The organism is Sphingopyxis sp. LK2115, assembly GCF_014595975.1.
In the GTDB taxonomy this organism is placed as follows: Bacteria; Pseudomonadota; Alphaproteobacteria; order Sphingomonadales; family Sphingomonadaceae; genus Sphingopyxis.
Genome location: NZ_JABWGQ010000060.1, coordinates 119,876 through 142,192, shown reverse-complemented (window position 1 = coordinate 142,192; position 22,317 = coordinate 119,876). Strand labels below are relative to the sequence as shown.

Here is a 22,317-nt window from a genome sequence, read left to right as displayed (position 1 = left end):
CCGCAATCTGGGGAATATGATGACCGAGGCCACCGCCGTTTCTTCCGGCGCCGCAGCGTCCGACAGCGGCCTTGCGCTGCGTCGCAACGTCGCGCTGGTGATGCTTTTCATCGTCGGCACGATCAATTTCGTCGACCGCCAGCTCCTGTCGGTGCTTGTTGAACCGATCCGTGCCGACATGAACTTCAGCGATACGCAGTTCGGCCTGCTGACCGGCCTTGCCTTCGCGCTATTCTATGCCGCGATGGGCGTGCCCGTCGCGATGATCGCCGACCGCTGGAACCGCATCCGGCTGATCGGCATCGCCTGCGTCGTGTGGAGCGGTTTCACCGCCGCGTGCGGGCTGGTATCGACCTTCTGGCAACTGGCACTGATGCGGTTTGGCGTCGGCGCGGGCGAAGCCGGCGGCACCGCGCCATCGCTTTCGGTGCTCGCCGACTATTATCCGCCCGCGCAGCGCCCGCTCGCGATCGGCCTCTTCACCTGTAACGGCCCCTTCGGCGTGTTCGTCGGCGCCGCATTCGGTGCCTGGGCGGCCGCCAATATCGGCTGGCGAAACGCCTTTGTCGTCATTGGCATCGTCGGCATCCTGATCGCCCCCCTGCTCATCTGGCTGGTTCGCGAGCCGACGCGCGGCGCCATGGATACGCTCAAGCCCGCCGACAAGGCGCTACCCTTCGGCCAGAGCCTCGCGATGTTCGTTCGCCGCCCCTCGCTGCGCGTGGTGATGATCGGCAGCGGGCTTGCCGCCTTCGTCAGTTACGGGATGCTCAACTGGATCCCCGCTTTTCTGATGCGCACGCAAAAAATGCCGCTGGAGGCCATGGCGACCTGGTTCGCACCCGCCGCGGGCATCACCTTTGGTATCGGCATCCTTGGCGGCGGCTGGCTCGTCAGCCACCGGGCCAAAGGCTCCGCGCGCGCCTATGGCACGATTCCAGCCTGCGCGACGGCGGTGCTCGTCCCGACCTTCATCGCCGCGCTGCTCGTCGACAGCTGGCAGGCGTCGCTCGCGCTGATGCTGATCCCGATGGCGGCGTGCACCGCCTATATTGCCCCGGCGCTCGCGCTTGTGCAGAATCTGACCCCACCGCGCAGCCGCGCGACGGCCGCCGCGTTGCTGATGCTGATGTTCAACATCGTCGGCCTTGGCCTCGGCCCGCTTTTCGCCGGCATGGTCAGCGATGTCCTGAGGCCCCAGTTCGGCGACGCGAGCCTGCGCTGGGCGCTGATGGCGCTGATGCCCTTTGCCGCCGCGGCAGGCATCGCGCAGTTCGCGATGACGCGTCATCTCGACAATGATTTCGCCGAATAGAGGGCAGGAGAAGTCCATGATCGACCTCGACGACATCCGCAGACTGGCAACGCGCTTTTTCGACGCGATCGAGGCGGGCGACATCGCCACGATGCGCGACAGCTTCACTCCCGATGCCGAAATCTGGCACAATAGCGACGAGTTGATCGTCACCCGTGATCAGACCGCCGCCACGCTGACCGGCATGGTCGCCCGGATCAGCGATCGCGAATATGCCGACCGCCGCCTCAACGTCTTTCCCGGCGGTTTTGTTCAGCAGCATGTGCTGAAGGGACGGCGGGTTCATGACGGCGCGCCTGTCCGCCTGCCCTGCGCAATCATCTGCACGGTCGAGCAGGGCAGAATCACGCGGCTCGACGAATATTTCGACAGCGCGCACGTCGCCGAGTTTCGCAAGTTCGCCCATGCTTGACCTCACCACGCGTCATGGCGAACGAAGCGGGCCGATGGCTGCCATAGGCCAGGCAGTGCACGGCCGTTTACTGTGCTCTGGATCGTCGCATCGCCTTGGGCTCCTTGCGATGACGAGGATTTAGGTTCCCAGGATTTTTCAGGAGTATCCCATGCCCGTTCTGCGTCAGGTTCCCCGTTCGGACGTCACCGACGATACGGTGCTGGCCTATTACAACCGCCTGTTCGGCGACCGCGACCCTGTCGCCGAACCGGGCACGGCGACCGGCACGCCAGGCGATTGGTGGACGGTTTACGCGCTCGCTCCCGACATCTTCAAACATGCGGTCGACGGCTTTGCCGTCTATCGCCACCCGGCGCGCAAGATCGACCCGGTGCTGCGCGAACTCGGCCAGACGCGCGCCGGCTGGGTCAAGGGCAGCCAGTTCGTCTTCTCGCAGCATTGCAAGTCGCTCCGCGGCCTTGGCGTCAGCGAAGAGAAGATCGCGGCGATCGCGCACTGGCAAGTCGCCGACTGCTACAACGAACAGGAACGCGCCGTGCTCGCCTATGCCGATTGTCTGAGCCAGGCGGGCGGGCGCGTCCCGCTGGCGGTGTTCGACAAGCTGAAGACCTTCTGGGACGATGAGCAGATTTTCGAGTTCACCTATATCACCTGCCTTTACGACATGCACGCGGTGATAACCCGCGCGCTGCGCATGGAATATGATGCGCGCGAAGACCCGATCGTCGAGATCGCCGCTCCCGAAGGCTTCAATGCCGCCGACTTCCTGAGCGCGCCGCGCCCGGCGAAGGATTGAACGGCGGCGGCGCGCCAGCATATATCGTCAATTAAATTGACGATTAAGGCCGATACTGGTACAAGACCGACGATCGACTGGCACGCGTGGATGAAAAGCCGCCCCAGCGTCACCAGAAGCCGAACGATCAAGGAGATGGATGATGGCTGCAACGAACAGCGAATTCGAGTTCTGCGGGGTCAACCACCTCGCGCTCGTGTGCAAGGATATGGCGAAAACGGTCGCCTTTTATCGCGACATCCTTGGCATGCCGCTGACCAAGACGATCGATTTGCCCGGGGGACGCGGCCAGCATTTCTTTTTCGACATGGGCAATGGCGACAGCCTCGCCTTCTTCTGGTTCCCCGACGCGCCCGAAGCCGCGCCCGGCATTTCGGCCCCCGCCGCGTTGCCAACGAAGGGCAGCTTCGTTTCGGCGCACGGGTCGATGAACCATATCGCGATCAATGTCCCCGCCGAACGCTTCGATGAATATTATCAGCGGCTGGTCGACAAGGGCGTCGAGGTCACCAGGATCCTCAACCACGACAATTCACCGACGCAATCGTCCGACGAGATGAACGACGATGTCTTTGTGCGGTCGGTCTATTTCTTCGATCCCGATGGCGTGTGCCTGGAGTTTGCCGCCTGGACCAAGACCTTCGACGACCGTGACGTTGCCCACGATCCGATGCGCGCCGACGGCACAAAGGCCACAGGCATGGTTACCGGCCGCGCTGCGGCGCCCGCCGAATAAGGTTCCGATCCGCTGGATCTCCGCTTGCGGAACTCCTCCTCGGCCCGGCCATCGGCCGGGTTCCTTTTATCCAAGCACCCAACTGCGCCGGGGATAGCCCTGAGCCCACAGCAAGGCGGTCAGGTCGTGATGCCGGATCACCGCCGCTGCCGCTTCGGCGGCGGCTGGATGCGGATGATAGCCGATGCCGAGCCCCGCCGCGGTCATCATCGGAATATCGTTGGCACCGTCGCCCACGGCAAGCGTTTCGGCGAGCGGCAGGCCGTGGCGCGCCGCCTCGGCCTTCAGCGTCGCGAGCTTCGCCTTGCTGTCGACGATCGGTTCAAGAACCTTGCCGGTAAGCTTGCCGCCCGCAACTTCCAGCTCGTTCGCGACCACCTTGTCGAAGCCGACGGCTTCGCCCACCGGCCCGGCAAAGGGCATGAAGCCGCCCGACACCAGCACCGAAAATGCCCCATGCGCCTTCATCGTCTGAACCAGCGTCCGCGCGCCGCGCGTCAGTTTCACGCGCTCCATGCGGCATTCGACCAGCACCGCCTCGTCCATACCCGCGAGCAGGCGGACGCGTTCCTCCAGCGCGGCGCGAAAATCGAGCTCGCCGTTCATCGCCCGCGCGGTGATCGCCGCAATCTGCGGCTTCAGCCCGGCATAATCGGCAAGCTCGTCGATGCACTCGACGGTGATCATCGTCGAATCCATGTCGGCAACGATCAGCTTCTTGGTGCGATCGCCCAGCGGCTGAACGACGATGTCGAGGACGCCATGGTCCATCAACGCCAGTTCCTTGCGCGCGCTGACCAGGCTGCCGTGAAAGACGATGTCGGCCGCATCATGCTCGTCGAGCCAGTGCGGCGCACCGACATCGTGCCCCGTCGCGTCGAGCCGGTCGATCGCTTCGCGAACCACCTCGTCGGTCAGCTTTCCGGCTGCTATCAGGGTCGCGACGAACATGGCATCTCCTTCTTTCCCTTGCGCCGACGGGCGGCCCCCGCTCGCACTTATCGCCGGACCCACCGCCAGCGGCAAGAGCGCTTTGGCGGTCGCGCTTGCGAAAAAGCTTGCCGAAAGCGGCCGCGGCGCGGTCGTGATCAATGCCGATGCAAGCCAGATTTATGCCGATTTGCACATTCTGTCGGCCCGCCCCTCCGCCGAGGAGATGGGCGGTGTCGGGCATCGGCTGTTCGGTCATGTCGATGGCGCCGAAGCTTACAATGCCGCCCGCTGGGCCGCCGAAGCGCGCGATGCGATTGCCGACACGCATGCAGACGGCAACATTCCGATCCTGGTCGGCGGGACCGGCCTCTATCTACGCACCCTGCTTGACGGTATCGCGCCCGTGCCCGCCATCGCACCCGAGGTCCGCGACGCGGTGCGCGCCCTGTCCGTGGCCGAAGCCCATGCGGCGCTGGCCGTCGCCGATCCCGATGCGGCGGCGCGTCTGAACCCTGCCGACGCCACGCGCGTCGCGCGCGCCCTCGAAGTCGTGCGCGCCACAGGGCGCACGCTGGCAAGCTGGCAGCAGGCACGCGCGGGCGGCATTGCCGACCAGGTCGTCCTTGCGCCATTGGTCCTCCTGCCGCCGCGCGAATGGCTACGGCAACGCTGCGATGCGCGGCTTGGTCAGATGTTCGCGGGCGGCGCCATCGAAGAGGTCGAAGCCCTGCTGACCCGCGACCTCCACCCCGATCTTCCCGTCATGCGCGCGATCGGTGTCCCGCAGATCGCGGCCTTTCTTGATGGCACGGCGAGCCGCGACGAGGCGCTGGCGGCCGCGCAGGCCGCGACGCGCCAATATGCCAAGCGCCAGTTCACCTGGTTCCGCCACCAGCCCCCGACAAGCTGGTCACGCTTCACAGAGTCATTAAACAACGACAGCATCGATTGTTTAGCAACAAAATTACGTGATACGGTGTTGACAAGATAGAATCATGCACCTATTGCCCGCAGCCCTGTTGCAGCGCACAAGCGCTGCGTTTTTGTGTGGAAAGGTGTTTCGTCGTGACGGAAATGAGCGGTGCCGACATGGTGGTTCAGGCGCTGGTCGACCTTGGCGTCGATACGGTGTTCGGCTATCCGGGCGGCGCGGTGCTTCCCATCTATGACGCGCTCTACAAGCACCCGACGATCAAGCACATTCTGGTCCGCCACGAACAGGCCGCGACCCACGCGGCCGAAGGATATGCGCGCTCGACCGGCAAGCCCGGTGTCGTGCTCGTCACCTCCGGCCCCGGCGCGACCAACGCCGTCACCGGCATCACCGACGCTTTGCTCGATTCGATCCCGATGGTCGTGCTCACCGGGCAGGTGCCAACGACGCTGATCGGCACCGACGCCTTTCAGGAATGCGACACGGTCGGCATCACGCGGCACTGCACCAAGCATAATTATCTCGTCATGGACCCCGACCGCCTGGGGCCGATCCTGCACGAGGCCTTCTATATTGCGACGCACGGCCGCCCCGGACCGGTGGTGATCGACATTCCGAAAAATGTGCAGGTCGCGACCGGCACTTACAATGTGCCCGAGTTCATCCAGCACAACAGCTATCGTCCGCAGGTCGAACCCGACGCCGACGCCATCGCGCGGGCGATCGAGATGATTGCCGCGGCCGAACGTCCGATCTTCTATACCGGCGGCGGCGTGATCAACTCCGGCCCCGACGCGAGTGCTGCCTTGCGCCAGCTTGTGTCGCTGACCGGCGCGCCGATCACCTCGACCCTGATGGGGCTCGGCGCCTTTCCCGCCGATGACCCCAAATGGCTCGGCATGCTCGGCATGCACGGCACATACGAAGCCAATATGGCGATGAACCGCGCCGATCTCATCATCGCGGTCGGCGCGCGCTTCGACGACCGCGTGACCGGTCGCCTCGACGCTTTTTCGCCCGATTCAAAAAAGATTCACATCGACATCGACCGCAGTTCGATCAACAAGATCGTCCCCGTCGATATCGCGATCGTCGGCGACGCGGGCCGTGCGCTCGACGCGCTGATCGCGGCGTGGAGCGACAAGGGCCACAAGGCGCGCGACCTTGGCGAATGGTGGCGCCGCGTCGACGGATGGCGCGCGACGCGCTGTCTGGATTTCCCCGAAAAGACGGAAACCGACGCCGACATCATGCCGCAGCGCGCGGTCAAGGCGTTGTTCGACGCGACGCGCGGGATGGACCCGATCATCACCACCGAGGTCGGTCAGCACCAGATGTGGGCCGCGCAACATTTCGGCTTCTTCGCGCCGAACCGCTGGCTGACATCCGGCGGGCTCGGCACGATGGGCTATGGCTTCCCCGCCGCGGTCGGGGCACAAATCGCCAACCCGGATCGCCTCGTCATCTGTATCGCGGGCGAAGCCAGCCTGCAGATGAACATTCAGGAAATGGGCACGGTCAGCCAATACCGGCTGCCGGTGAAGATCTTCATCCTCAACAATGAATGGATGGGAATGGTCCGCCAGTGGCAGGAACTCACCTACGAAAGCCGCTATTCGAACAGCTATTCGGACAGCCTGCCCGATTTTGTGAAGCTGGCCGATGCCTATGGCTGGACCGGCATCAGGATCGACACGCTGGGCCAGCTAGAGGACGGCATCGCGAAGATGATCGAAACCCCCGGCCCGGTGATCGTCGACTGCCGCGTCGCCAAGCTGGCCAACTGCTTCCCGATGATCCCGTCGGGCGCCGCCCACACCGACATGATCCTCCAGCCGAACGACATCACCGGCACGATGGACGACGAAGCGAAAGCGCTGGTGTGATGAAACCGAACGCTTTTCATCCCCTCCCGCAAGCGGGAGGGGCAGCGAGACTTGCGAACTTGTTCGCTAGTCGCAGCGGGGTGGGCCTCTCCACGTCGCATGCTCGCTTCGCTCGCCCGACCCCTAGCCCCTCCCGCTTGCGGGAGGCGGAGTAACCGCCATGAAAATCAAAACCGAAGCGGGCGAGCGCCACGTGCTCGCCGTCACCGTCGACAACGAAGCCGGCATTCTCGCCAAGATCACCGGTCTCTTCTCCGCGCGCGGCTATAATATCGAAAGCCTGACCGTCGCCGACATCAGCGCCGATCATGCGCTGTCGCGGATCACCATCGTCACCAGCGGCCCGCCCGCGGTAATCGACCAGATCATCGCGCAGCTCGACCGGCTCGTTCCCGTCCACTCGGTCACCGACCTGGCCGACGGCGGCGCGCACGTCGAACGCGAGATCGCGCTGGTGAAGGTCGCGGGGACCGGCGACAAAAGGATCGAGGCGCTGCGCATGGCCGACGTGTTCCGTGCCAAGGTGGTCGATACGACGCTGACCAGCTTCATTTTCGAGATCACCGGGACGAGCGACAAGGTCGACCGCTTCATCGCCTTGATGCGCGAATGCGGGCTGGTCGAGGTCGGCCGCACCGGCGTCGTCGCCATCGCCCGCGGGCCGGAGGCGCTTTAGCTTCACTTTCGTGTTTCCCCGCAAAGGCGGGGGTCCAGTCAACATCAAATGGGTCCCGGCCTTCGCGGGGACGCACTATGGGGAAGAAAGAACATGCAGGTTTATTACGATCGCGACGCCGACCAGGAGCTTATCAAGGGCAAGAAGGTCGCCATCGTCGGCTATGGCAGCCAGGGTCACGCCCACGCGCAGAATATGCGCGATAGCGGCGTCAAGGACATCGCGATCGCGCTTCGTCCCGGTTCGCCGACTGCCAGAAAGGCCGAATCCGCGGGCTTCACGGTCATGTCGAACAAGGAGGCCGCCGCGTGGGCCGACGTCATCATGATCGCCGCCCCCGACGAACATCAGGCGAAAATCTATGCCGACGACATCGGCCCCAACATGAAGCCCGGCGCCGCGCTCGCCTTTGCGCACGGTCTCAACATCCACTTCGGCCTGATCGAAGCGCGCCCCGATATCGACGTGTTCATGGTCGCGCCCAAGGGCCCCGGCCACACGGTGCGCAGCGAATATCAAAAGGGCGGCGGCGTCCCCTGCCTGATCGCGGTGGCGCAGGAAGCACAGGGGCCGGGGGCGTCGGGCAATGGCTATGCCAAGGCGCTCGCCCTCTCCTACGCATCCGCAGTGGGTGGCGGCCGCAGCGGCATCATCGAAACCACCTTCAAGGAAGAATGCGAAACCGACCTTTTCGGCGAACAGGCGGTGCTCTGCGGCGGCATCACCCACCTGATCCAGGCGGGTTTCGAAACGCTGGTCGAGGCGGGCTATGCCCCTGAAATGGCCTATTTCGAATGCCTCCACGAAACCAAGCTGATTGTCGACCTCCTCTATGAAGGCGGCATTGCGAACATGCGCTATTCCATCAGCAACACCGCCGAATATGGCGATATCAAGACCGGCCCGCGCATCATCACCGAAGAAACGAAGAAGGAAATGAAGCGCGTCCTCGCCGACATCCAGTCGGGCCGCTTCGTCAAGGATTTCGTTCTCGACAATCAGGCCGGCCAGCCCGAACTGAAAGCGAGCCGCAAGGCCGCCGCCGCACATCCGATCGAACAGACGGGCGCCAAGCTGCGCGCGATGATGCCGTGGATCGCCAAGAACAAGCTGGTGGACAAGGCGAAGAACTGACGAGCTTCAAACCCCCTCCCCTTCGGGGGAGGGACAGCGAGACTTGCGGGCTTTGCCCGCTCGTCGCAGCGGGTGGGGCCATCGGCCTCGCGCAAGATTTCGATGTCCCGCCCCAACCCCTCGCCTGAACAGGAGGGGTGTATGACATGGGGTCCACATGGCCGCGAGATTCACCATTCCCTTCGACACCCAACGCAAGGATCTAGACGCCCTCGCGGACCACGGCCGCCGCCGCGCCCTTGCGCCGCGCGCCGGGCGCGATTTCGCATCGAACGACTATCTGGGCCTCGCCAGCTCGGACGCGCTGCGCGCCGCGCTTGCCGCGGGCATCGAACGCGGCATCCCCGTCGGATCGGGCGGCTCGCGGCTGCTGCGCGGCAATCACGAAGAGCATGAAGCGCTCGAAGCGCAGGCCGCGCGTCATTACGACAGCGAGGCGGCGCTGTTTTTCGCGACCGGATTCGCCGCCAATGCCGCACTTTTTGCAACCTTGCCGCAGCGCGGCGACCTGGTCGTCCACGACGAACTCATCCATGCGAGCGCGCACGACGGAATGAAGCTTGGCCGTGCGGGCCATGTCGCCGCCGCGCACAATGACGCGCAGGCGTTCGAGGATATCATCGTCCGCTGGCGCGCGGGCGGCGGCGTCGGAACACCGTGGATCGCGGTTGAAAGCCTCTATTCGATGGACGGCGACCGCGCCCCGCTCACGGACCTCGCCACCATTGCCGACCGTCACGACGCTATCCTCATCGTCGACGAAGCCCATGCAACGGGCGTCTTCGGTCCCGGCGGTGCGGGCCTGTCGCACGGTCTTGCACGCCGCGACAACCTTATCACGCTGCACACCTGCGGCAAGGCACTGGGCGTCGAAGGCGCGCTGCTCTGTGCGCCCGCAATCGTCCGCGATTTCCTCATAAACCGCGGGCGCCCTTTCATCTTTTCGACCGCCCCGTCGCCGCTGATCGCGTGGCTGGTCCGACAGGCGATCGAGACGGTCGCGAACGAGCCAGAGCGTCAGGCGCGCCTCCACGCACGCGTCCGCCATGCCGCTGAACGTCTTGTCCCGCTGGGCATCCCGGCGAGCGGCACGCAAATCCTGCCGGTGATCATTGGCGACAACGACCGCACGATGCGCATCGCGGACCAGCTTCAGCGTGCAGGCTTCGACATTCGCGGCATCCGTCCACCCACCGTCGCCCAAGGCACCGCACGCCTGCGCATCGCAATCACGCTGAACGTCGATGAAGGCGATATCGACGATTTGGCCGACGCACTCGCCACCGCGATGGCCGTCGCATGACGCGCTTCGTCGTCACCGGCACCGACACGGGCATCGGAAAAACCGTCTTTTCCGCCGCTCTGGCGCAGGCGACCGGCACGTCCTACTGGAAGCCGATCCAATCGGGGCTTGAAGAAGAAACCGACAGCGCGACCGTCGGGCGCCTTGCGGGCGTCCCCGTCCTGCCCGAAGCCTACCGCCTCGTCACCCCCGCATCGCCGCATCGCGCCGCCGAAATCGACGGGGTCGAGATCGACGTCGCAACCCTCGTCCCGCCGCCCGGCGACCTTATCATAGAGGGGGCGGGCGGCGCGCTCGTTCCCGTCACGCGTGCGACCCTTTACGCCGACCTTTTCGCGCGCTGGCAAATCCCGGTGATCCTTTGTGCGCGGACCAGTCTTGGCACGATCAATCATAGCCTGCTGACGATCGAGGCGCTCCGGTCGCGCGGCGTGCCTATCCACGGGCTCGCCTTCCTCGGCGACGCGGTGGAGGACAGCGAGGCGATCATCGCGCAAATCGGCGGGGTCCGTCGGCTGGGCCGCCTGCCGATCATCGATCCGTTGACGCCGCATAAACTGGCGGCCGCCTTTGCTGCCCACTTCGACCCTGCCGACTTTCGCTAGCCATCCGTCATTCCGGCAAAGGCGGGGATGACGACCTAGTTGTTCAAAGCCATATCGCTTACAAACGGGTTCGTGCGGCGTTCGTGCGCAAAATTGCTGTGCGCGCCATGCCCCGGCAGGAAGGTCGTGTCGCCGCCGAGCGGCCACAATTTCTGCGTGATCGATGCGAGCAGTTGCTGGTGATTGCCGCGCGGAAAATCGGTGCGCCCGATCGAACCCTGAAAGATGACGTCGCCGACGATCGCCAGCTTCGACGGCGCATGATGGAACACGACATGCCCCGGCGTATGTCCAGGGCAATGGATGACGTCGATCGTCAGATTGCCGACCGTCACCGTGTCGCCATCGACCAGCCAGCGGTCGGGCTCGAAAGGCTCGCCAACCATGCCGAAACGCGCGCCATCCTCGGCAAAACGTTCGATCCAGAACCGGTCGTCCTCGTGCGGGCCCTCGATCGGTACGCCCAGTTCCTTCGCCAGCATCCCCGCCTGCCCGCAATGGTCCATATGGCCATGGGTGACAAGGATCTTCTCGACCTCCACCCCCGTCTGACGCACCGCCTCTTTCAGCTTGGGCAGGTCGCCGCCGGGATCGACGAAAGCCGCCTTGTTGGTTTCGGTGCACCAGAGCAAGGTGCAATTCTGCTGAAAGGCGGTGACGGGCACGATCGCCGCGCGCATCGGGGGATTGGGAGCGTTCATGGCGCCGATGTGGGGAAAAGCAGCGGAAATGGCAAGCCGCTCCCTCCCGGTCGTTTGACCCGGCGGCGGGGCGGGCTTATGACCTTGCGCCATGACCCATGCCTTCCTTCACGGCACCGTGCACGACGCGCGCGAGGATATGCAGGCGGCCATCACCGCCGATCCATCGACGCTGGCGCTGTGGCAGGCGCTGACTCCCCTGGGGCGTAACGAGTTCATCTGCTGGGTCGACGACGCCAGGCAGGACAAGACGCGCGCGCGCCGGATCGCGCGGACCGTCGAGGAATTGCACGAAGGAAAAAAACGCCCCTGCTGCTGGGCCGGATGTATTCATCGCACCGACAAGGCACCGAGCCGCTGGCAGCAGGCCGTGCTGATCGACAAGACGGCGAAATAGGTCGCACGGGCGCCTCAGCGCAGCGTCATCGTGTCGCCTTCGACATTCACCGCGTCGAGCTTCGACAAAAAACTCTGTCCGAGCAGCGACACGCCCATGTCGGCGTCGATTACCGCAGCACGGACATCGCGCACCGCAATCCCCTCAACCTCGACACGGTCCAGCATCACCGTGCGCAACGGGACATCGCCCCCCGCGGTGCGCGCCATGCCGCCAATCGGCAGGCGGTCAACGTCGATCCCGATCGCCTCGGCGTCGCGCCGCGTCAGCGCGACGACCGACGCGCCGCTGTCGACCATCATCCGTATATCGGTGCCGTCCACTTGCGTATCGGCATAGAAATGCGAATCGCCCGCCCGCGCGAGACGCACCTCGCCGCCGGACGAAGCCGGCCCCGGCGCGGACGTCCAGCCGCCGCGCTTGCCGCGCTCGGTCGTCCAGTTGCCATTGGCGGACGAATCGACGGCCGCCGTTTCGGCGCCGTCATCGCCCGCCGAACGACTGGCGACACTCGCCACGCCGACCGACACCGCCGTGATGGCGACCGCCAGACCAAGAAACCGCCCGATCATGGGCATATTGTCGCAAACAGGGGTTGGGGATTGGTTAAACGGGGTCGCGCCGCGCGGTCGGACGGGCAGGCGCACCATCGCCCTGTTCGATGAAGGCGCGCCACCTGGGCGTTTCGCCGCGAATGCTGTAAGCGATGCGCACACAGGCGTGGGGACGTCCGGGGCGGTTGTCGGCCTCGGATGCGGTAACCGGCCACACGCCTTCGCCGCGCGATGACCAGCACACCAGTGCCTCGGCCTCCTGCCCCGCCTCGATTGCCGCGCGCTCGTCGGCGCTCAATGAAGCGGGGGCGCTCCAGCCGAAGATCGCGCGATACGGGGGCGTCCGGCCCCACAAGGCTTCACCGAACGGGCTGTCGTGATCGGCAAGCATCGCGCGAACCCGCGCGCGATCGGCGGGCGCGAGCCACTGACCGCCGAGCATCGGCGCCCAGCGCGCCTCGTCGCGCGCGCGCAGCGCCGCCGCCAGTTCGTCCGCCGCCGCCGCGAAACGCGGGGTCCACGGCGAATCGGCCGCAAGCGGCGCGAGCCGCGCGAGCGGACGCGGCGCTTCGTCTGCGGTCGGCAGCAGCGATTCGGGCGCCGCGGCCAGCGGCGCGGTGGAAGCGATAGCGGCGGCGAACGCCGACAAGATCAGCAGGGCGCGCATCGACACGATGATAGCAGCCGTGGCTGCACCTGTCATGAACTGGCGAGAAGACCCTCGCGCATCCACGCCGGCGCGGTGGCGGGATCGATCGCCTCGATCCGCCGATGCTCGACCGACCAGCCAAGGTCGGGATAGGCGACCACCTGCCTTTTCTCGTCCGCCTCGCTCAGCGGCAGCACGACGATCCGCCGGTTCACTTTCTGCCGCCAGTTCATCCGCGCGGTATTTTCCTGTCCGACATAACAGCCTTTGGCGAAGCTGACGCCGTTCAGTTCGGCGGCATTGCATTCGAGCCATAGCGTCGTGCCGTCGCCCAGCTCGCCGCGCCCCTCGGCGACGCCGAGCGCCAGTCGGTGCGCGCGCCACGCGGCGTCGGCGCCCTCGCCTTCAGCCGCGGGAGCGAGCCAGCGCTGGCCGAGTTCGGGCAGACGCGGATCGACGACGCCAAGGTCGCCGTCGGGCGCCCAATGGACGCACAGATCGGGTTCGCGCTCGATCGTGATCGCGCGGCGCAGACGATAGAGCGTCAGCCGCCTCGCAAGGTCATCCGCGGCGTCGCGCTCGCAGTCGATCAGCAGATCCTCTCCGTCCGCCCAGATCAGGAAATCGAACAGCGCCTTGCCCTGCGGCGTCAGCAGCGCCGCCCAGACAGGCAGATTGCCTGCCACATCGTTGGTGACAAGGCCCTGAAGGAAGCCGCGAACGTCCTCGCCCGACAGACGGATGAGCGCGCGGTCCACAAGGGTTGTGTTAGCCATGCGCGGACAATAGGGAGCGCGGGAACCAAGTTAAAGCCCCTCCCCTGAAGGAGAGGGGGGAGAATGACATGACCGACCGCCTGACAATCCGCCGCCCCGACGACTGGCACGTCCATCTGCGCGACGGCGCGATGCTGGCCCATGTCGTGCCCTATACCGCGCGCCAGTTTGCGCGCGCGATCGTCATGCCCAACCTGTCGCCGCCGGTAACCACCGCCGAGCAAGGCCGCGCCTATCGCGACCGTATCAATGCCGCGGTGCCCGCCGGGCTTGATTTCACGCCGCTGATCGTCGCCTATCTGACCGACGCCACCGACGCGGACGAAATCGCGCGCGGCCATGCCGAGGGGGTGTTCACCGCCGCCAAGCTCTACCCCGCGCATGCGACCACGGGCAGTGCGCACGGCGTCACCGACGTCGCGAACATCATGGGTGTGCTCGAACGGATGCAGGACATCGGCATGCCGCTGCTCATCCACGGCGAGGTCACCGACGCGCACGTCGATATCTTCGACCGCGAGGCGGTGTTCATCGACCGCACGCTTGAACCGCTGGTGCGCGCGCTGCCCGCGCTCAAGATCGTGTTCGAACATATCACCACCGCCGAGGCCGCGCAGTTCGTCGCCGACGCGCCCGCCAATGTCGCCGCGACGATCACGCCGCAGCATCTCCACATCAATCGCAACGCGATGCTTGTCGGCGGCATCCGGCCGCATGCCTATTGCCTGCCCGTCGCCAAGCGCGAGCATCACCGGCTCGCGGTGCGCGCCGCGGCGACATCGGGCTCACCCAAATTCTTTCTCGGCACGGACAGCGCGCCGCACGCGGTCCACACCAAGGAAGCGTCGTGCGGCTGCGCGGGCATTTTCAATGCGCCCTATGCGCTCGAAAGCTATGCAATGGCATTCGATCAGGACGGCGCGCTGGCCAATTTTGAAGGGTTCGCGAGCGAGCATGGTCCGCGCTTCTACGGCCTGCCGCTCAACGAAGGCACGGTGATGCTCGAGCGCGCCGACGTCGTCGTCCCCGACCGGATCGGCGAGGTCGTGCCCTTTCATGCGGGCGAAACGATCGGCTGGCGGCTGGTCTGATCCAGCGCCCCCCGCCTTCAAGGGGGCAACGATGATCAGGCCGCCACGATCCGCTCGGCGCGCATCTTGCGCCACATGTCGAAACTGAACACCGCGATGCTGATCCAGATCAGCACGAAACAGGCAAGCTGGGCGGCTTTCATTGGCTCGCCGAAAACGAACAGACTAAGCAGGAACTGGATCGTCGGCGCCAGATATTGCACGAAGCCGAGCGCCGCGTAGCTCATCCGCCGCGCCGCCGTCGCAAAGAGCAGCAGCGGCACCGCGGTCACTACCCCGCCCGCCATCAGCAGCAGACTGATCGACATGTCGGAAGCAAAGCCGCGACCGTCGCCGATGCCGATATACCAGGCCGACAGCGCGAGCGACGGCAGCAGCAGCACCGTCGTTTCGACCGACAGGCCGGGAAGCGACCCTACCGGCACAACCTTGCGCAGCAGACCATAGACGCCGAAGGAAAAGGCCAGCGTCAGGCTGATCCACAGCGTATCGAGCGCGCCCGCGAGCAGGATCGCGACGCCGATGCCCGCGATGACCACCGCGAGCAGCTGCATCCGCGACAGCCGTTCGCCGAGGAAGATCATGCCCAGCATCACGTTGACGAGCGGATTGAGATAATAGCCAAGGCTGGCGGCAAGAACATGGTCGGTGAAGATCGCATAGATATAGACGAGCCAGTTGACCGCGATCAGCAGCGCACTCGCGAGCAGCAGGCGCAGCGTCCGCCAATGCTTCAGCGCGGCCGCATATTCGCCGATCTGGCGGCGGAAAAGCATGATGAGGAAACAGAGCGGCAGCGACCAGATGATCCGCTGCGTCAGCACTTCGACCGGCGGGACGCTGTCGACGAGCTTGAAGAACAGCGGGACAAATCCCCAGATGCCATAGGCGGCGATCGCAAAGGGCAGGCCGCCCTGATCGCTCCCCGCGGGGGCCGCTGCCTGTGCCATGACGCCGCGCTTCTAAAGGATCAGATGATGCCGCCGCCCAGCATCAGGCGGATGACGCCGATGATGACGACCACGATGTTGAGGTTCCGCCCGCTCGTCTTGTCCGACATCGCGCCGAGCGCGAGGCCGACCACGGCGAAAGGCACGATCACCCAATTGGCCCAGCCGAGCAGCGGAATAAAAGCGAAAACCGCCAGAATGAGCGCGATAACCCCGATGGCGAGCGAAGCGATGTTGAGCATGATCGGGGTTCTCGCACGCCGCCGCCGATGCGGCAAGGGGCTTTCGGTTCGTCGATGGATGCGGTCGATTCATCTTGTTGTTTCTGGTTCATGCAACGGGATTCGGACCTGGCTCGTTTTCCTTCCCGAAGCGCCCGATCCCGTCCTGCGGGGTGAAGGCGCCGAACCAGGAAAGGATTTGTCATGCGTATCTTGAGCAAAGGCCTGATGGGCGCATTCGTCGCCGCCAGTGTCCTTGGCACCACGCCGCTCCATGCGGGTGTGACCACCCCGGCAAAGGCGCCGGGTTATCACGCGTTCGACCAGGCGTCGGACTTTCACCGCAAGCGCAAGGATCGCCGCTATTATGCGCGTGGCGAACGTCTTGGCCGGGATTCGCGCATCTGGCGCGGCAATGACGGTCGCTATTATTGCCGAAAGGACAATGGCACGACTGGCCTGTTGATCGGCGGCGCCGTCGGCGGCCTCGCGGGTCACGAGATCGCGGGCGACGGCGACAAGTTGCTCGGCACCGTGCTTGGCGCCGCAGGCGGTGCGCTGCTCGGCCGCGAGATTGATCGCGACAAATATCGCTGCCGTTGACGAACAGAAACCGTCTCGCGTGCGGGTTTGAGACCCCTCCACCCGCACACGTTGATGGCGAGGGCACCGGTTAAACGCCGGTGCCCTCAAGCATGTGCGTCTTGTTCATCGACCGTTCTTGCCCCACAAGCGTCGTCCAACGCTGCGGGAAAGGGAATTGTCATGCTGAACGGCCCCCTGCTCGTCACCGAGCGATTGATTCTTCGTCCGCCCGCGGCGGAGGATTTCGACGCCTTTGCCGCGATGTGCGCCGAAGAGGAGACGATGCGCTTCATCGGCGGCGCCTGCCCGCGGTCGGCCGCCTGGCGTCAATGGTGCACGCTCGCCGGCGCCTGGCATATCCGCGGCTTTTCGATGTTCTCGGTGATCGAGCGCGCCAGCGGCGAATGGGTCGGCCGCCTTGGCCCCTGGGAGCCGGACGGGTGGCCCGCGCCCGAAATCGGTTACGGCGTGCGCGCGAAGTTCGCCGGTCAGGGCTATGCCTTTGAAGGCTGTATCGCGGCGTGCGACTTTGCGGTCGAGTTTCTGAAATGGCCCGAACTGATGCACAGCATCGACCCCGCGAACACGCGGTCGCAGGCGCTGGCGATGCGGCTGGGGGCGATGAACAGCGGACCGACCCGCCTCCCCGCGCCCTTTGAGGACGCACCTGTCGATGCCTGGACGCAAAGTGCCGACGCCTGGCGTATCAAGCGAAAGGGGTTCCGACCGTGACCGACCAGCATGTCGATCCCGAACGCGTGCAGTTCGACGCCTTCAAGGCGCTGCCGCGCGATACCGTCATTCACATGCTCAACCTCGTCCGCTTCCGCGACAAGGCGGCCTATGCGGACGATCACCCGCTCGCGGGGCAAGGCCTGACCGGCGCCGAGGCCTATCGCCATTATGGCGCCGACAGCGCCCCGGTCTTTCGCCGTGTCGGCGGCCATATCGTCTGGACAGGCACGATGGAGGCGATGGTGATCGGACCCGCGACCGAGCGCTGGGATGCGGTGTTTATCGCCGAATATCCGAACAGCGGCGCCTTTCTGGAAATGGTCACCGATCCCGTCTATCGCGCCGCCGTCGTCCACCGCCAGGCGGCGGTCGCAACCTCGCGGCTCATTCGCTGCGCACCGAAAACGTCTCGGTCCGAGACAGGTTTTGGCTAATAAAGCCTTACCTGTTAACGCATTTTCTTTGCCCCTTTTTAACCAGGATCGGGCAATCCGGGGAAAAGATTAAGGGAGTGTTAGCGATGATGGTGCGCGGAAAATGGCTGGTCGCCGGGCTGCTGATGGCGGCGATGCCGCTCGGCGGGTGCCGGGACCAACCCGAAGCCAAATCCGATCTCGCTCCGCTCGACGGCGACGCGGCGAGCGGCGATCCCGCGATCAGGGGCGCGCTCGAAGACAGGATCATGGTGGACCCCAAGCTTGCGGGGCAATCGAATCGCAACGCCGCCGGACCCGGTAACCATCCAATCGACGGCGGCGTTCCCGGCCTTGCCGGCGGCAAGGCGGCGACGGCGGCAGAGGCCGCCGCGGCGCTCAAGGCGGGCAAACTGCTCTCCGCGCCCAAGGCGCTGCCGCTGGAAGCCGGCTGTGACGGCTGCGAGGCGCAGGCGCGCCCGGTGACCATCGGCGCGCTGGCGCGCGACCAGCAAAAGGGCGGCTGCAATGCCAAGCTGACCTATGGCAATGGCTGGGCAAACCGCCTGCCCGCGGCATTCAAAATCTATCCGCGCGCGACGCTGCGCGAAGCCGCGGGCGTCGATGGCGGCAAGTGCAACCTGCGCGTCGTCAATTTCCAGACCGCCGCCTCGATGCAGGCGGTGCTCGATTATTATCACACCATGGCGATCCGCGCGGGCTATACGAGCGACCACCGCGTCAACGGCAACGAACATATGCTCGGCGGCACCAAGGGCGATCTGGCCTATGTGCTGATGCTGCGCCGCGACGGCGGGATGACCGACGTCGACCTGGTGGCATCAGGCGGCAAATAGGTTTTCCTTCAAGCGAAAAAGGCTCCGGGGACCGGCGCCCCGGAGCCTTCTCAAGCATATGGACGGTCGCGCGTCAGACCTTGTCGCCTAGCGCGCCCTTGACCTTGCCCTTCAGATTCTGGGCTTCGCCCTTGCGCTCCTGCAATTCGCCCTCGGCACGAAGGCGCTCATTGTCTGTCGCCTTGCCGATCGCCTGCTTGACGTTGCCCACGGCTTCGTTGGCCAGGCCTTTCGCTTTTTCGGTGAGTTCACCCATGATAATTCTCCGTTGTTTTCCAAGAGGCTGTCGACCAACCTCTTGATAAGGCAACGCCCGCATGCTGCCATCGTTCCGTCGGCAACGATCAGGCGACGCCGCGCCGGGACAGATCGTGTTTCGTGCCAATGTGGCAACGATATCGGTTGCAATCAGCGCCGGTTCAGGCACCCTCGGCCTCTGGGCATCGCAAAAACAGTTCCTTTCTTGTCCTGTTCAGGGGGGTCGGCGATGCGCAATTTCATTCCCGCTGCCATGATCGTGCCGCTTGCGGCCTGTACCCATGTTGCGACTTTTCGGACGCAGGACGTTGCCGCGCCCGCAGAGGGCGAAGCGTTGAAGGGCGCCTCCTACGCCCTTCCGATGGTCCAGTTCGATCTGGAACTCGCCCGGTCGCTTTCCTCCTGCGACGCGACGGCCGCGCCTGTGTTCGCGGTCAAGGCGACCGCAAAGGAATCCTATGTCGAAGGCGAAAGGTTCGAGATCGACCCCTCCGCGCTCAGTTCGGTTTTCAAGACATCCTCGCTCGCGATCGAGAAATATGACGATCTCGACACGCTCAAATCGTTCAACGCCAGCGCCGACGACCGAACCGGCGACATCCTGTCGGCGGTCGCGCGAACCGGAATCGCGATTGCCGGGGCGACCGCGGGCATCCCGGTGCCGCTGGATGCGGTCGGCGAGTCCTCGCCCTGGAAAAATGTGCTTGAAAGCTCGCAGTCCATCCGCTTGTGGTGCTCGGCTGAGGCGCGGAAGCGTCTGGCCGCGGTTGAGGTCGAAACCGACAATCTCGAACGGCTGAACGCCCAGCTCGATGCCGTCAACGCCCATGTCGAGCGCCTGAAAGAACTCGCGGTGTTCCGCCGGTTCGACAAGGCGATGATGGACGGACTGTATCAGGAGGTCCAGAAGCAGCAGCAGCTTGCTGCCGCGATCAAGACCGCCCAGACGACGCTGGCCGACGCAACCGCCGCACTCAGCGCGAAAACCGAGCTTCGCTGGCCGGCCGCCTCGTCGGCGACGCCGCGTGCAGAGGATCTCCAGCACGACGTCCGCTTTTCGGATTCCTCGCGCAAGCTACGAAAGTTCTGCGCCAATTTTCAACTTGTCGCCTGGAATGGCATCAGCGGCGTGCCGCTGGATCCTGCAACCCTGGTCGGCGATGACGCGGCGCTCGACGCGCATTGCGAAGCGGTGATTGCGGTCCTCCAGAAATCGATCGACGTCCGGCTGCGGTTCGCCCCCGTCACTCAGACGCGCCGGTCCGCCGACGCCGCCGCCAATCTCGCCTACCGTCTGCCATCCGGCGCGCCGGCCAAGGGCCTTTTGATTCGCGAGCCGGTTCGCGCCAGCCTTGTCGCCGAATATCGTGTTGCCGGGTCCGCGGACTGGAAAACCGCGCTGAAGGACGAACCATTGTGGGTGCCCCAGCTCGGTACGTTGCGTTTTCTGAAGTTCGCGAGCGGTCCGTTCGAAAATGAACTGCTGTCGGTCGAACTGCGCAAGGACGGCCGGATCGACAAGCAGCGATATGAAACCAAGGAAGCCGCGCTTGCGCGGCTGGCGACGAGCGCCGCGAACATCGCCGAACAAGTGCGCAGCGACACCGAAAAGCGCGAGGACCGGCGGCGCGCCGACGAAAAATATCTCCGCGAGACCGCCGCAGCCGCGCGCGCCGAGGAATTGGCACAACTGCAATATCAACTCGATATGCTGACCAAGCAAAAAGCCCTGATCGAAGCGGCGCGCGACGATTCGGCGGAACGGCTTGCCGCTGCCGAACTGGCGCAGGTCAACGCCGACATAGCCATGCTCAAGGCGCAGATCGACCGGATCAAGCTGACCAACGAACTCAGTCTGCTGCAACCGCCGGAATGAACGACTCTGCGATCAGATCAGCCCCGCCAGCGGGCTCGACGGGTCGGCATAGCGGCGCTGGCCCATCCGGCCCGCCAGATAGGCATCGCGCCCCGCCTCGACCGCCAGTTTCATCGCGCGCGCCATGCGCACGGGGTCTTTGGCTTCGGCAATCGCGGTGTTCATCAGCACGCCGTCGCAGCCGAGTTCCATCGCCACGGCAGCATCGCTCGCCGTGCCGACGCCGGCGTCGACGAGCACCGGCACCGACGCGCCCTCGACGATCAGGCGGATCGTCACGCGGTTCTGGATGCCGAGGCCCGACCCGATGGGCGCACCCAGCGGCATGATCGCGACCGCGCCCGCATCTTCAAGCTGCTTCGCCGCGATCGGGTCGTCGACGCAATAGACCATCGGCAGGAAACCCTCCTTGGCGAGCACCTCGGTCGCCTCGAGCGTCTCGCGCATGTTCGGATAGAGCGTCTTCGCCTCGCCGAGCACCTCCAGCTTCACCAGATCCCATCCCCCCGCCTCGCGCGCGAGGCGCAGCGTGCGGATCGCGTCGTCGGCGTTGAAACAGCCTGCGGTGTTGGGAAGGTAGGTGATCTTCCTGGGGTCGATATAGTCGGTCAGCATCGGCGCCGCCGGATCGGACACATTGACGCGGCGCACCGCGACGGTAACGATTTCCGCCCCCGACGCCGCGACCGCGGCGGCATTCTGCTCGAAATCCTTGTACTTGCCGGTGCCGACGATCAGCCGCGACGTGAATGTCCGCCCGGCGACACTCCATTGATCCGATGACAACTCAACCGCCTCCCACGAAATGAACGATTTCCAGCGCATCGCCTTCGGCAAGCGCGACGTCGGCGAGCGTCGAGCGCGGCACGATCGCGCGATTGCGTTCGACCGCGACTTTCATCACATCAAGGCCCAGCGACGCGACCAAATCGGCGATGCTGCCCTCGCGCACCTGCCGGGGTTCGCCGTTGAGGATGACCGAAATCACGTGAAAGCGCCTCGCTTTGCCTTTTGCCAAGCAGCCCATATAGGGGGAGTGCGCATCGTAGCAACCGAAAGCCAAGCCTTTGCCCGACCTGCCCACCGTCTTCGTCCTGTCCGGCCCCAATCTCAACCTGCTCGGCACGCGCGAGCCCGAAATCTATGGCCATGACACGCTGAACGATATTCACGCCCGGCTGGAGGCGCAGGCGGCCGGTCTGGGCCTGCGCGTCGAATGCCGCCAGACCAACCATGAAGGCGTGCTGATCGACTGGCTGCACGAAGCCTATATATCGGGCGCCAAGGCCGTGCTGCTGAACGCGGGAGGCTATACGCACACGTCGATTGCGATCCACGACGCGATCAAATCGATCAAGGTGCCGGTGATCGAGGTGCATCTGTCGGACCCGGCAAAGCGCGAACCCTTTCGTCATATCAGCTATGTCGGCATGGCGGCCGCGGCTCATTTTGCGGGGCATGGCGCAAACAGCTACACGCTGGCGCTGGACGCCGCCGCCCGTCTCTGACAATAGGACGCGT

General features: G+C 65.0%; 28 protein-coding genes. 18 read left to right on the top strand and 10 right to left on the bottom strand.

The genetic code is table 11. The annotated features are described in order from the left end of the window. Positions 1-19 precede the first annotated feature (19 nt). The 4 genes from HUW43_RS14880 to HUW43_RS14865 all read left to right on the top strand — a co-directional run bounded on the left by HUW43_RS14880 (position 20) and on the right by HUW43_RS14865 (position 3,262). Complete coding sequence (locus HUW43_RS14880; protein WP_188238130.1) at positions 20-1,315, top strand: spinster family MFS transporter; 1,296 nt, start codon at positions 20-22, stop codon at positions 1,313-1,315. A 16-nt stretch (positions 1,316-1,331) separates the two neighbouring features. Continuing rightward, positions 1,332-1,727, top strand: coding sequence for a nuclear transport factor 2 family protein (locus HUW43_RS14875; protein ID WP_188238129.1), 396 nt, complete (start codon positions 1,332-1,334; stop codon positions 1,725-1,727). Between the two features lie 151 nt (positions 1,728-1,878). Continuing rightward, entirely contained in the window at positions 1,879-2,526 is a 648-nt protein-coding gene (locus HUW43_RS14870; protein WP_188238128.1) for a carboxymuconolactone decarboxylase family protein, read from the top strand. Positions 2,527-2,668: 142 nt separating this feature from the next. Next, entirely contained in the window at positions 2,669-3,262 is a 594-nt protein-coding gene (locus HUW43_RS14865; protein WP_223181567.1) for a VOC family protein, read from the top strand. Between the two features lie 66 nt (positions 3,263-3,328). On the opposite strand, the gene serB is transcribed toward HUW43_RS14865, so the two are convergent. Further along, complete coding sequence (serB, locus tag HUW43_RS14860; protein WP_188238126.1) at positions 3,329-4,213, bottom strand: phosphoserine phosphatase SerB; 885 nt, start codon at positions 4,211-4,213, stop codon at positions 3,329-3,331. Between serB and miaA the strand changes: the two genes are divergently transcribed. From miaA to bioD, 6 genes are all read left to right on the top strand, one after another. Beyond that, positions 4,212-5,186, top strand: coding sequence for a tRNA (adenosine(37)-N6)-dimethylallyltransferase MiaA (miaA, locus tag HUW43_RS14855; protein ID WP_188238125.1), 975 nt, complete (start codon positions 4,212-4,214; stop codon positions 5,184-5,186). The genes serB and miaA overlap by 2 nt on opposite strands. A gap of 74 nt (positions 5,187-5,260) precedes the next feature. Beyond that, the gene (ilvB, locus tag HUW43_RS14850; RefSeq protein ID WP_188238124.1) at positions 5,261-7,015 is read left to right on the top strand and encodes a biosynthetic-type acetolactate synthase large subunit; all 1,755 of its coding nucleotides are present in this window, start codon (positions 5,261-5,263) and stop codon (positions 7,013-7,015) included. Positions 7,016-7,175: 160 nt separating this feature from the next. After that, positions 7,176-7,691: an acetolactate synthase small subunit gene (gene ilvN / locus HUW43_RS14845; protein ID WP_188238123.1), complete on the top strand. Its 516-nt coding sequence runs from the start codon at positions 7,176-7,178 to the stop codon at positions 7,689-7,691. A 93-nt stretch (positions 7,692-7,784) separates the two neighbouring features. Further along, positions 7,785-8,825: a ketol-acid reductoisomerase gene (gene ilvC, locus HUW43_RS14840; RefSeq protein WP_188238122.1), complete on the top strand. Its 1,041-nt coding sequence runs from the start codon at positions 7,785-7,787 to the stop codon at positions 8,823-8,825. 157 nt (positions 8,826-8,982) lie between these two features. Further along, positions 8,983-10,128, top strand: a complete 1,146-nt coding sequence (locus HUW43_RS14835) for an 8-amino-7-oxononanoate synthase (protein WP_188238121.1) — start codon at positions 8,983-8,985, stop codon at positions 10,126-10,128. Beyond that, a complete protein-coding gene (bioD, locus tag HUW43_RS14830) occupies positions 10,125-10,733 on the top strand; it encodes a dethiobiotin synthase (RefSeq protein WP_188238120.1) in 609 nt (202 codons plus the stop codon). The genes HUW43_RS14835 and bioD overlap by 4 nt, the downstream gene beginning before the upstream one ends. A 35-nt stretch (positions 10,734-10,768) precedes the next feature. Here bioD and HUW43_RS14825 read toward each other — a convergent pair whose 3' ends face one another. After that, the gene (locus tag HUW43_RS14825; protein ID WP_317450874.1) at positions 10,769-11,434 is read right to left on the bottom strand and encodes an MBL fold metallo-hydrolase; all 666 of its coding nucleotides are present in this window, start codon (positions 11,432-11,434) and stop codon (positions 10,769-10,771) included. A gap of 91 nt (positions 11,435-11,525) precedes the next feature. On the opposite strand from HUW43_RS14825, the gene HUW43_RS14820 reads away from it, so the two are divergent. Continuing rightward, positions 11,526-11,831 carry a YdeI/OmpD-associated family protein gene (locus tag HUW43_RS14820; protein ID WP_188238119.1) on the top strand — a complete coding sequence of 102 codons (306 nt, stop codon included), beginning with the start codon at positions 11,526-11,528 and terminating at the stop codon, positions 11,829-11,831. Between the two features lie 14 nt (positions 11,832-11,845). Here HUW43_RS14820 and HUW43_RS14815 read toward each other — a convergent pair whose 3' ends face one another. The 3 genes from HUW43_RS14815 to HUW43_RS14805 are packed head-to-tail and all read right to left on the bottom strand — an operon-like array spanning position 11,846 to position 13,810. Beyond that, positions 11,846-12,403, bottom strand: a complete 558-nt coding sequence (locus tag HUW43_RS14815; RefSeq protein ID WP_188238118.1) for a TIGR02281 family clan AA aspartic protease — start codon at positions 12,401-12,403, stop codon at positions 11,846-11,848. 34 nt (positions 12,404-12,437) lie between these two features. Then, positions 12,438-13,088, bottom strand: coding sequence for a hypothetical protein (locus HUW43_RS14810; protein WP_188238117.1), 651 nt, complete (start codon positions 13,086-13,088; stop codon positions 12,438-12,440). Then, positions 13,085-13,810 (bottom strand): YgfZ/GcvT domain-containing protein, encoded by a 726-nt coding sequence (locus HUW43_RS14805; protein ID WP_188238116.1) that lies wholly within the window; start codon positions 13,808-13,810, stop codon positions 13,085-13,087. Before HUW43_RS14805 ends, HUW43_RS14810 begins: the two co-directional genes overlap by 4 nt. Positions 13,811-13,878: 68 nt before the next feature. On the opposite strand from HUW43_RS14805, the gene pyrC reads away from it, so the two are divergent. Further along, entirely contained in the window at positions 13,879-14,901 is a 1,023-nt protein-coding gene (gene pyrC, locus HUW43_RS14800) for a dihydroorotase (protein WP_188238115.1), read from the top strand. A 35-nt stretch (positions 14,902-14,936) separates the two neighbouring features. Here the strand turns inward: pyrC and rarD are convergent, their stop codons facing one another. Both rarD and HUW43_RS14790 read right to left on the bottom strand, forming a co-directional pair. Next, the gene (rarD, locus tag HUW43_RS14795; protein ID WP_188238114.1) at positions 14,937-15,851 is read right to left on the bottom strand and encodes an EamA family transporter RarD; all 915 of its coding nucleotides are present in this window, start codon (positions 15,849-15,851) and stop codon (positions 14,937-14,939) included. A gap of 20 nt (positions 15,852-15,871) precedes the next feature. Continuing rightward, positions 15,872-16,093: a hypothetical protein gene (locus tag HUW43_RS14790; protein ID WP_120219739.1), complete on the bottom strand. Its 222-nt coding sequence runs from the start codon at positions 16,091-16,093 to the stop codon at positions 15,872-15,874. Positions 16,094-16,276: 183 nt separating this feature from the next. Here HUW43_RS14790 and HUW43_RS14785 point away from each other — a divergent pair, with 183 nt between their 5' ends. The 4 genes from HUW43_RS14785 to HUW43_RS14770 all read left to right on the top strand — a co-directional run bounded on the left by HUW43_RS14785 (position 16,277) and on the right by HUW43_RS14770 (position 18,662). Further along, on the top strand, positions 16,277-16,675 hold the full coding sequence (locus tag HUW43_RS14785) for a glycine zipper 2TM domain-containing protein (protein ID WP_188238113.1): 399 nt from the start codon (positions 16,277-16,279) through the stop codon (positions 16,673-16,675). A gap of 162 nt (positions 16,676-16,837) precedes the next feature. Then, positions 16,838-17,389, top strand: coding sequence for a GNAT family N-acetyltransferase (locus HUW43_RS14780; protein ID WP_188238112.1), 552 nt, complete (start codon positions 16,838-16,840; stop codon positions 17,387-17,389). Next, positions 17,386-17,826: a DUF1330 domain-containing protein gene (locus HUW43_RS14775; protein ID WP_188238111.1), complete on the top strand. Its 441-nt coding sequence runs from the start codon at positions 17,386-17,388 to the stop codon at positions 17,824-17,826. The genes HUW43_RS14780 and HUW43_RS14775 overlap by 4 nt, the downstream gene beginning before the upstream one ends. An 86-nt stretch (positions 17,827-17,912) precedes the next feature. Continuing rightward, positions 17,913-18,662 carry a hypothetical protein gene (locus HUW43_RS14770; protein ID WP_188238110.1) on the top strand — a complete coding sequence of 250 codons (750 nt, stop codon included), beginning with the start codon at positions 17,913-17,915 and terminating at the stop codon, positions 18,660-18,662. Between the two features lie 73 nt (positions 18,663-18,735). On the opposite strand, the gene HUW43_RS14765 is transcribed toward HUW43_RS14770, so the two are convergent. Beyond that, complete coding sequence (locus HUW43_RS14765; protein WP_188238245.1) at positions 18,736-18,918, bottom strand: CsbD family protein; 183 nt, start codon at positions 18,916-18,918, stop codon at positions 18,736-18,738. Between the two features lie 231 nt (positions 18,919-19,149). Here HUW43_RS14765 and HUW43_RS14760 point away from each other — a divergent pair, with 231 nt between their 5' ends. After that, complete coding sequence (locus HUW43_RS14760) at positions 19,150-20,796, top strand: hypothetical protein (RefSeq protein ID WP_188238109.1); 1,647 nt, start codon at positions 19,150-19,152, stop codon at positions 20,794-20,796. A 12-nt stretch (positions 20,797-20,808) separates the two neighbouring features. Here HUW43_RS14760 and HUW43_RS14755 read toward each other — a convergent pair whose 3' ends face one another. Next, positions 20,809-21,621, bottom strand: a complete 813-nt coding sequence (locus HUW43_RS14755) for a bifunctional sulfur carrier protein/thiazole synthase protein (protein ID WP_223181566.1) — start codon at positions 21,619-21,621, stop codon at positions 20,809-20,811. Next, on the bottom strand, positions 21,584-21,784 hold the full coding sequence (gene thiS, locus HUW43_RS14750) for a sulfur carrier protein ThiS (RefSeq protein ID WP_317450873.1): 201 nt from the start codon (positions 21,782-21,784) through the stop codon (positions 21,584-21,586). Before thiS ends, HUW43_RS14755 begins: the two co-directional genes overlap by 38 nt. Before the next feature lie 79 nt (positions 21,785-21,863). On the opposite strand from thiS, the gene HUW43_RS14745 reads away from it, so the two are divergent. Next, positions 21,864-22,304 carry a type II 3-dehydroquinate dehydratase gene (locus HUW43_RS14745; RefSeq protein WP_188238107.1) on the top strand — a complete coding sequence of 147 codons (441 nt, stop codon included), beginning with the start codon at positions 21,864-21,866 and terminating at the stop codon, positions 22,302-22,304. The last annotated feature ends 13 nt before the right edge of the window (positions 22,305-22,317 follow it).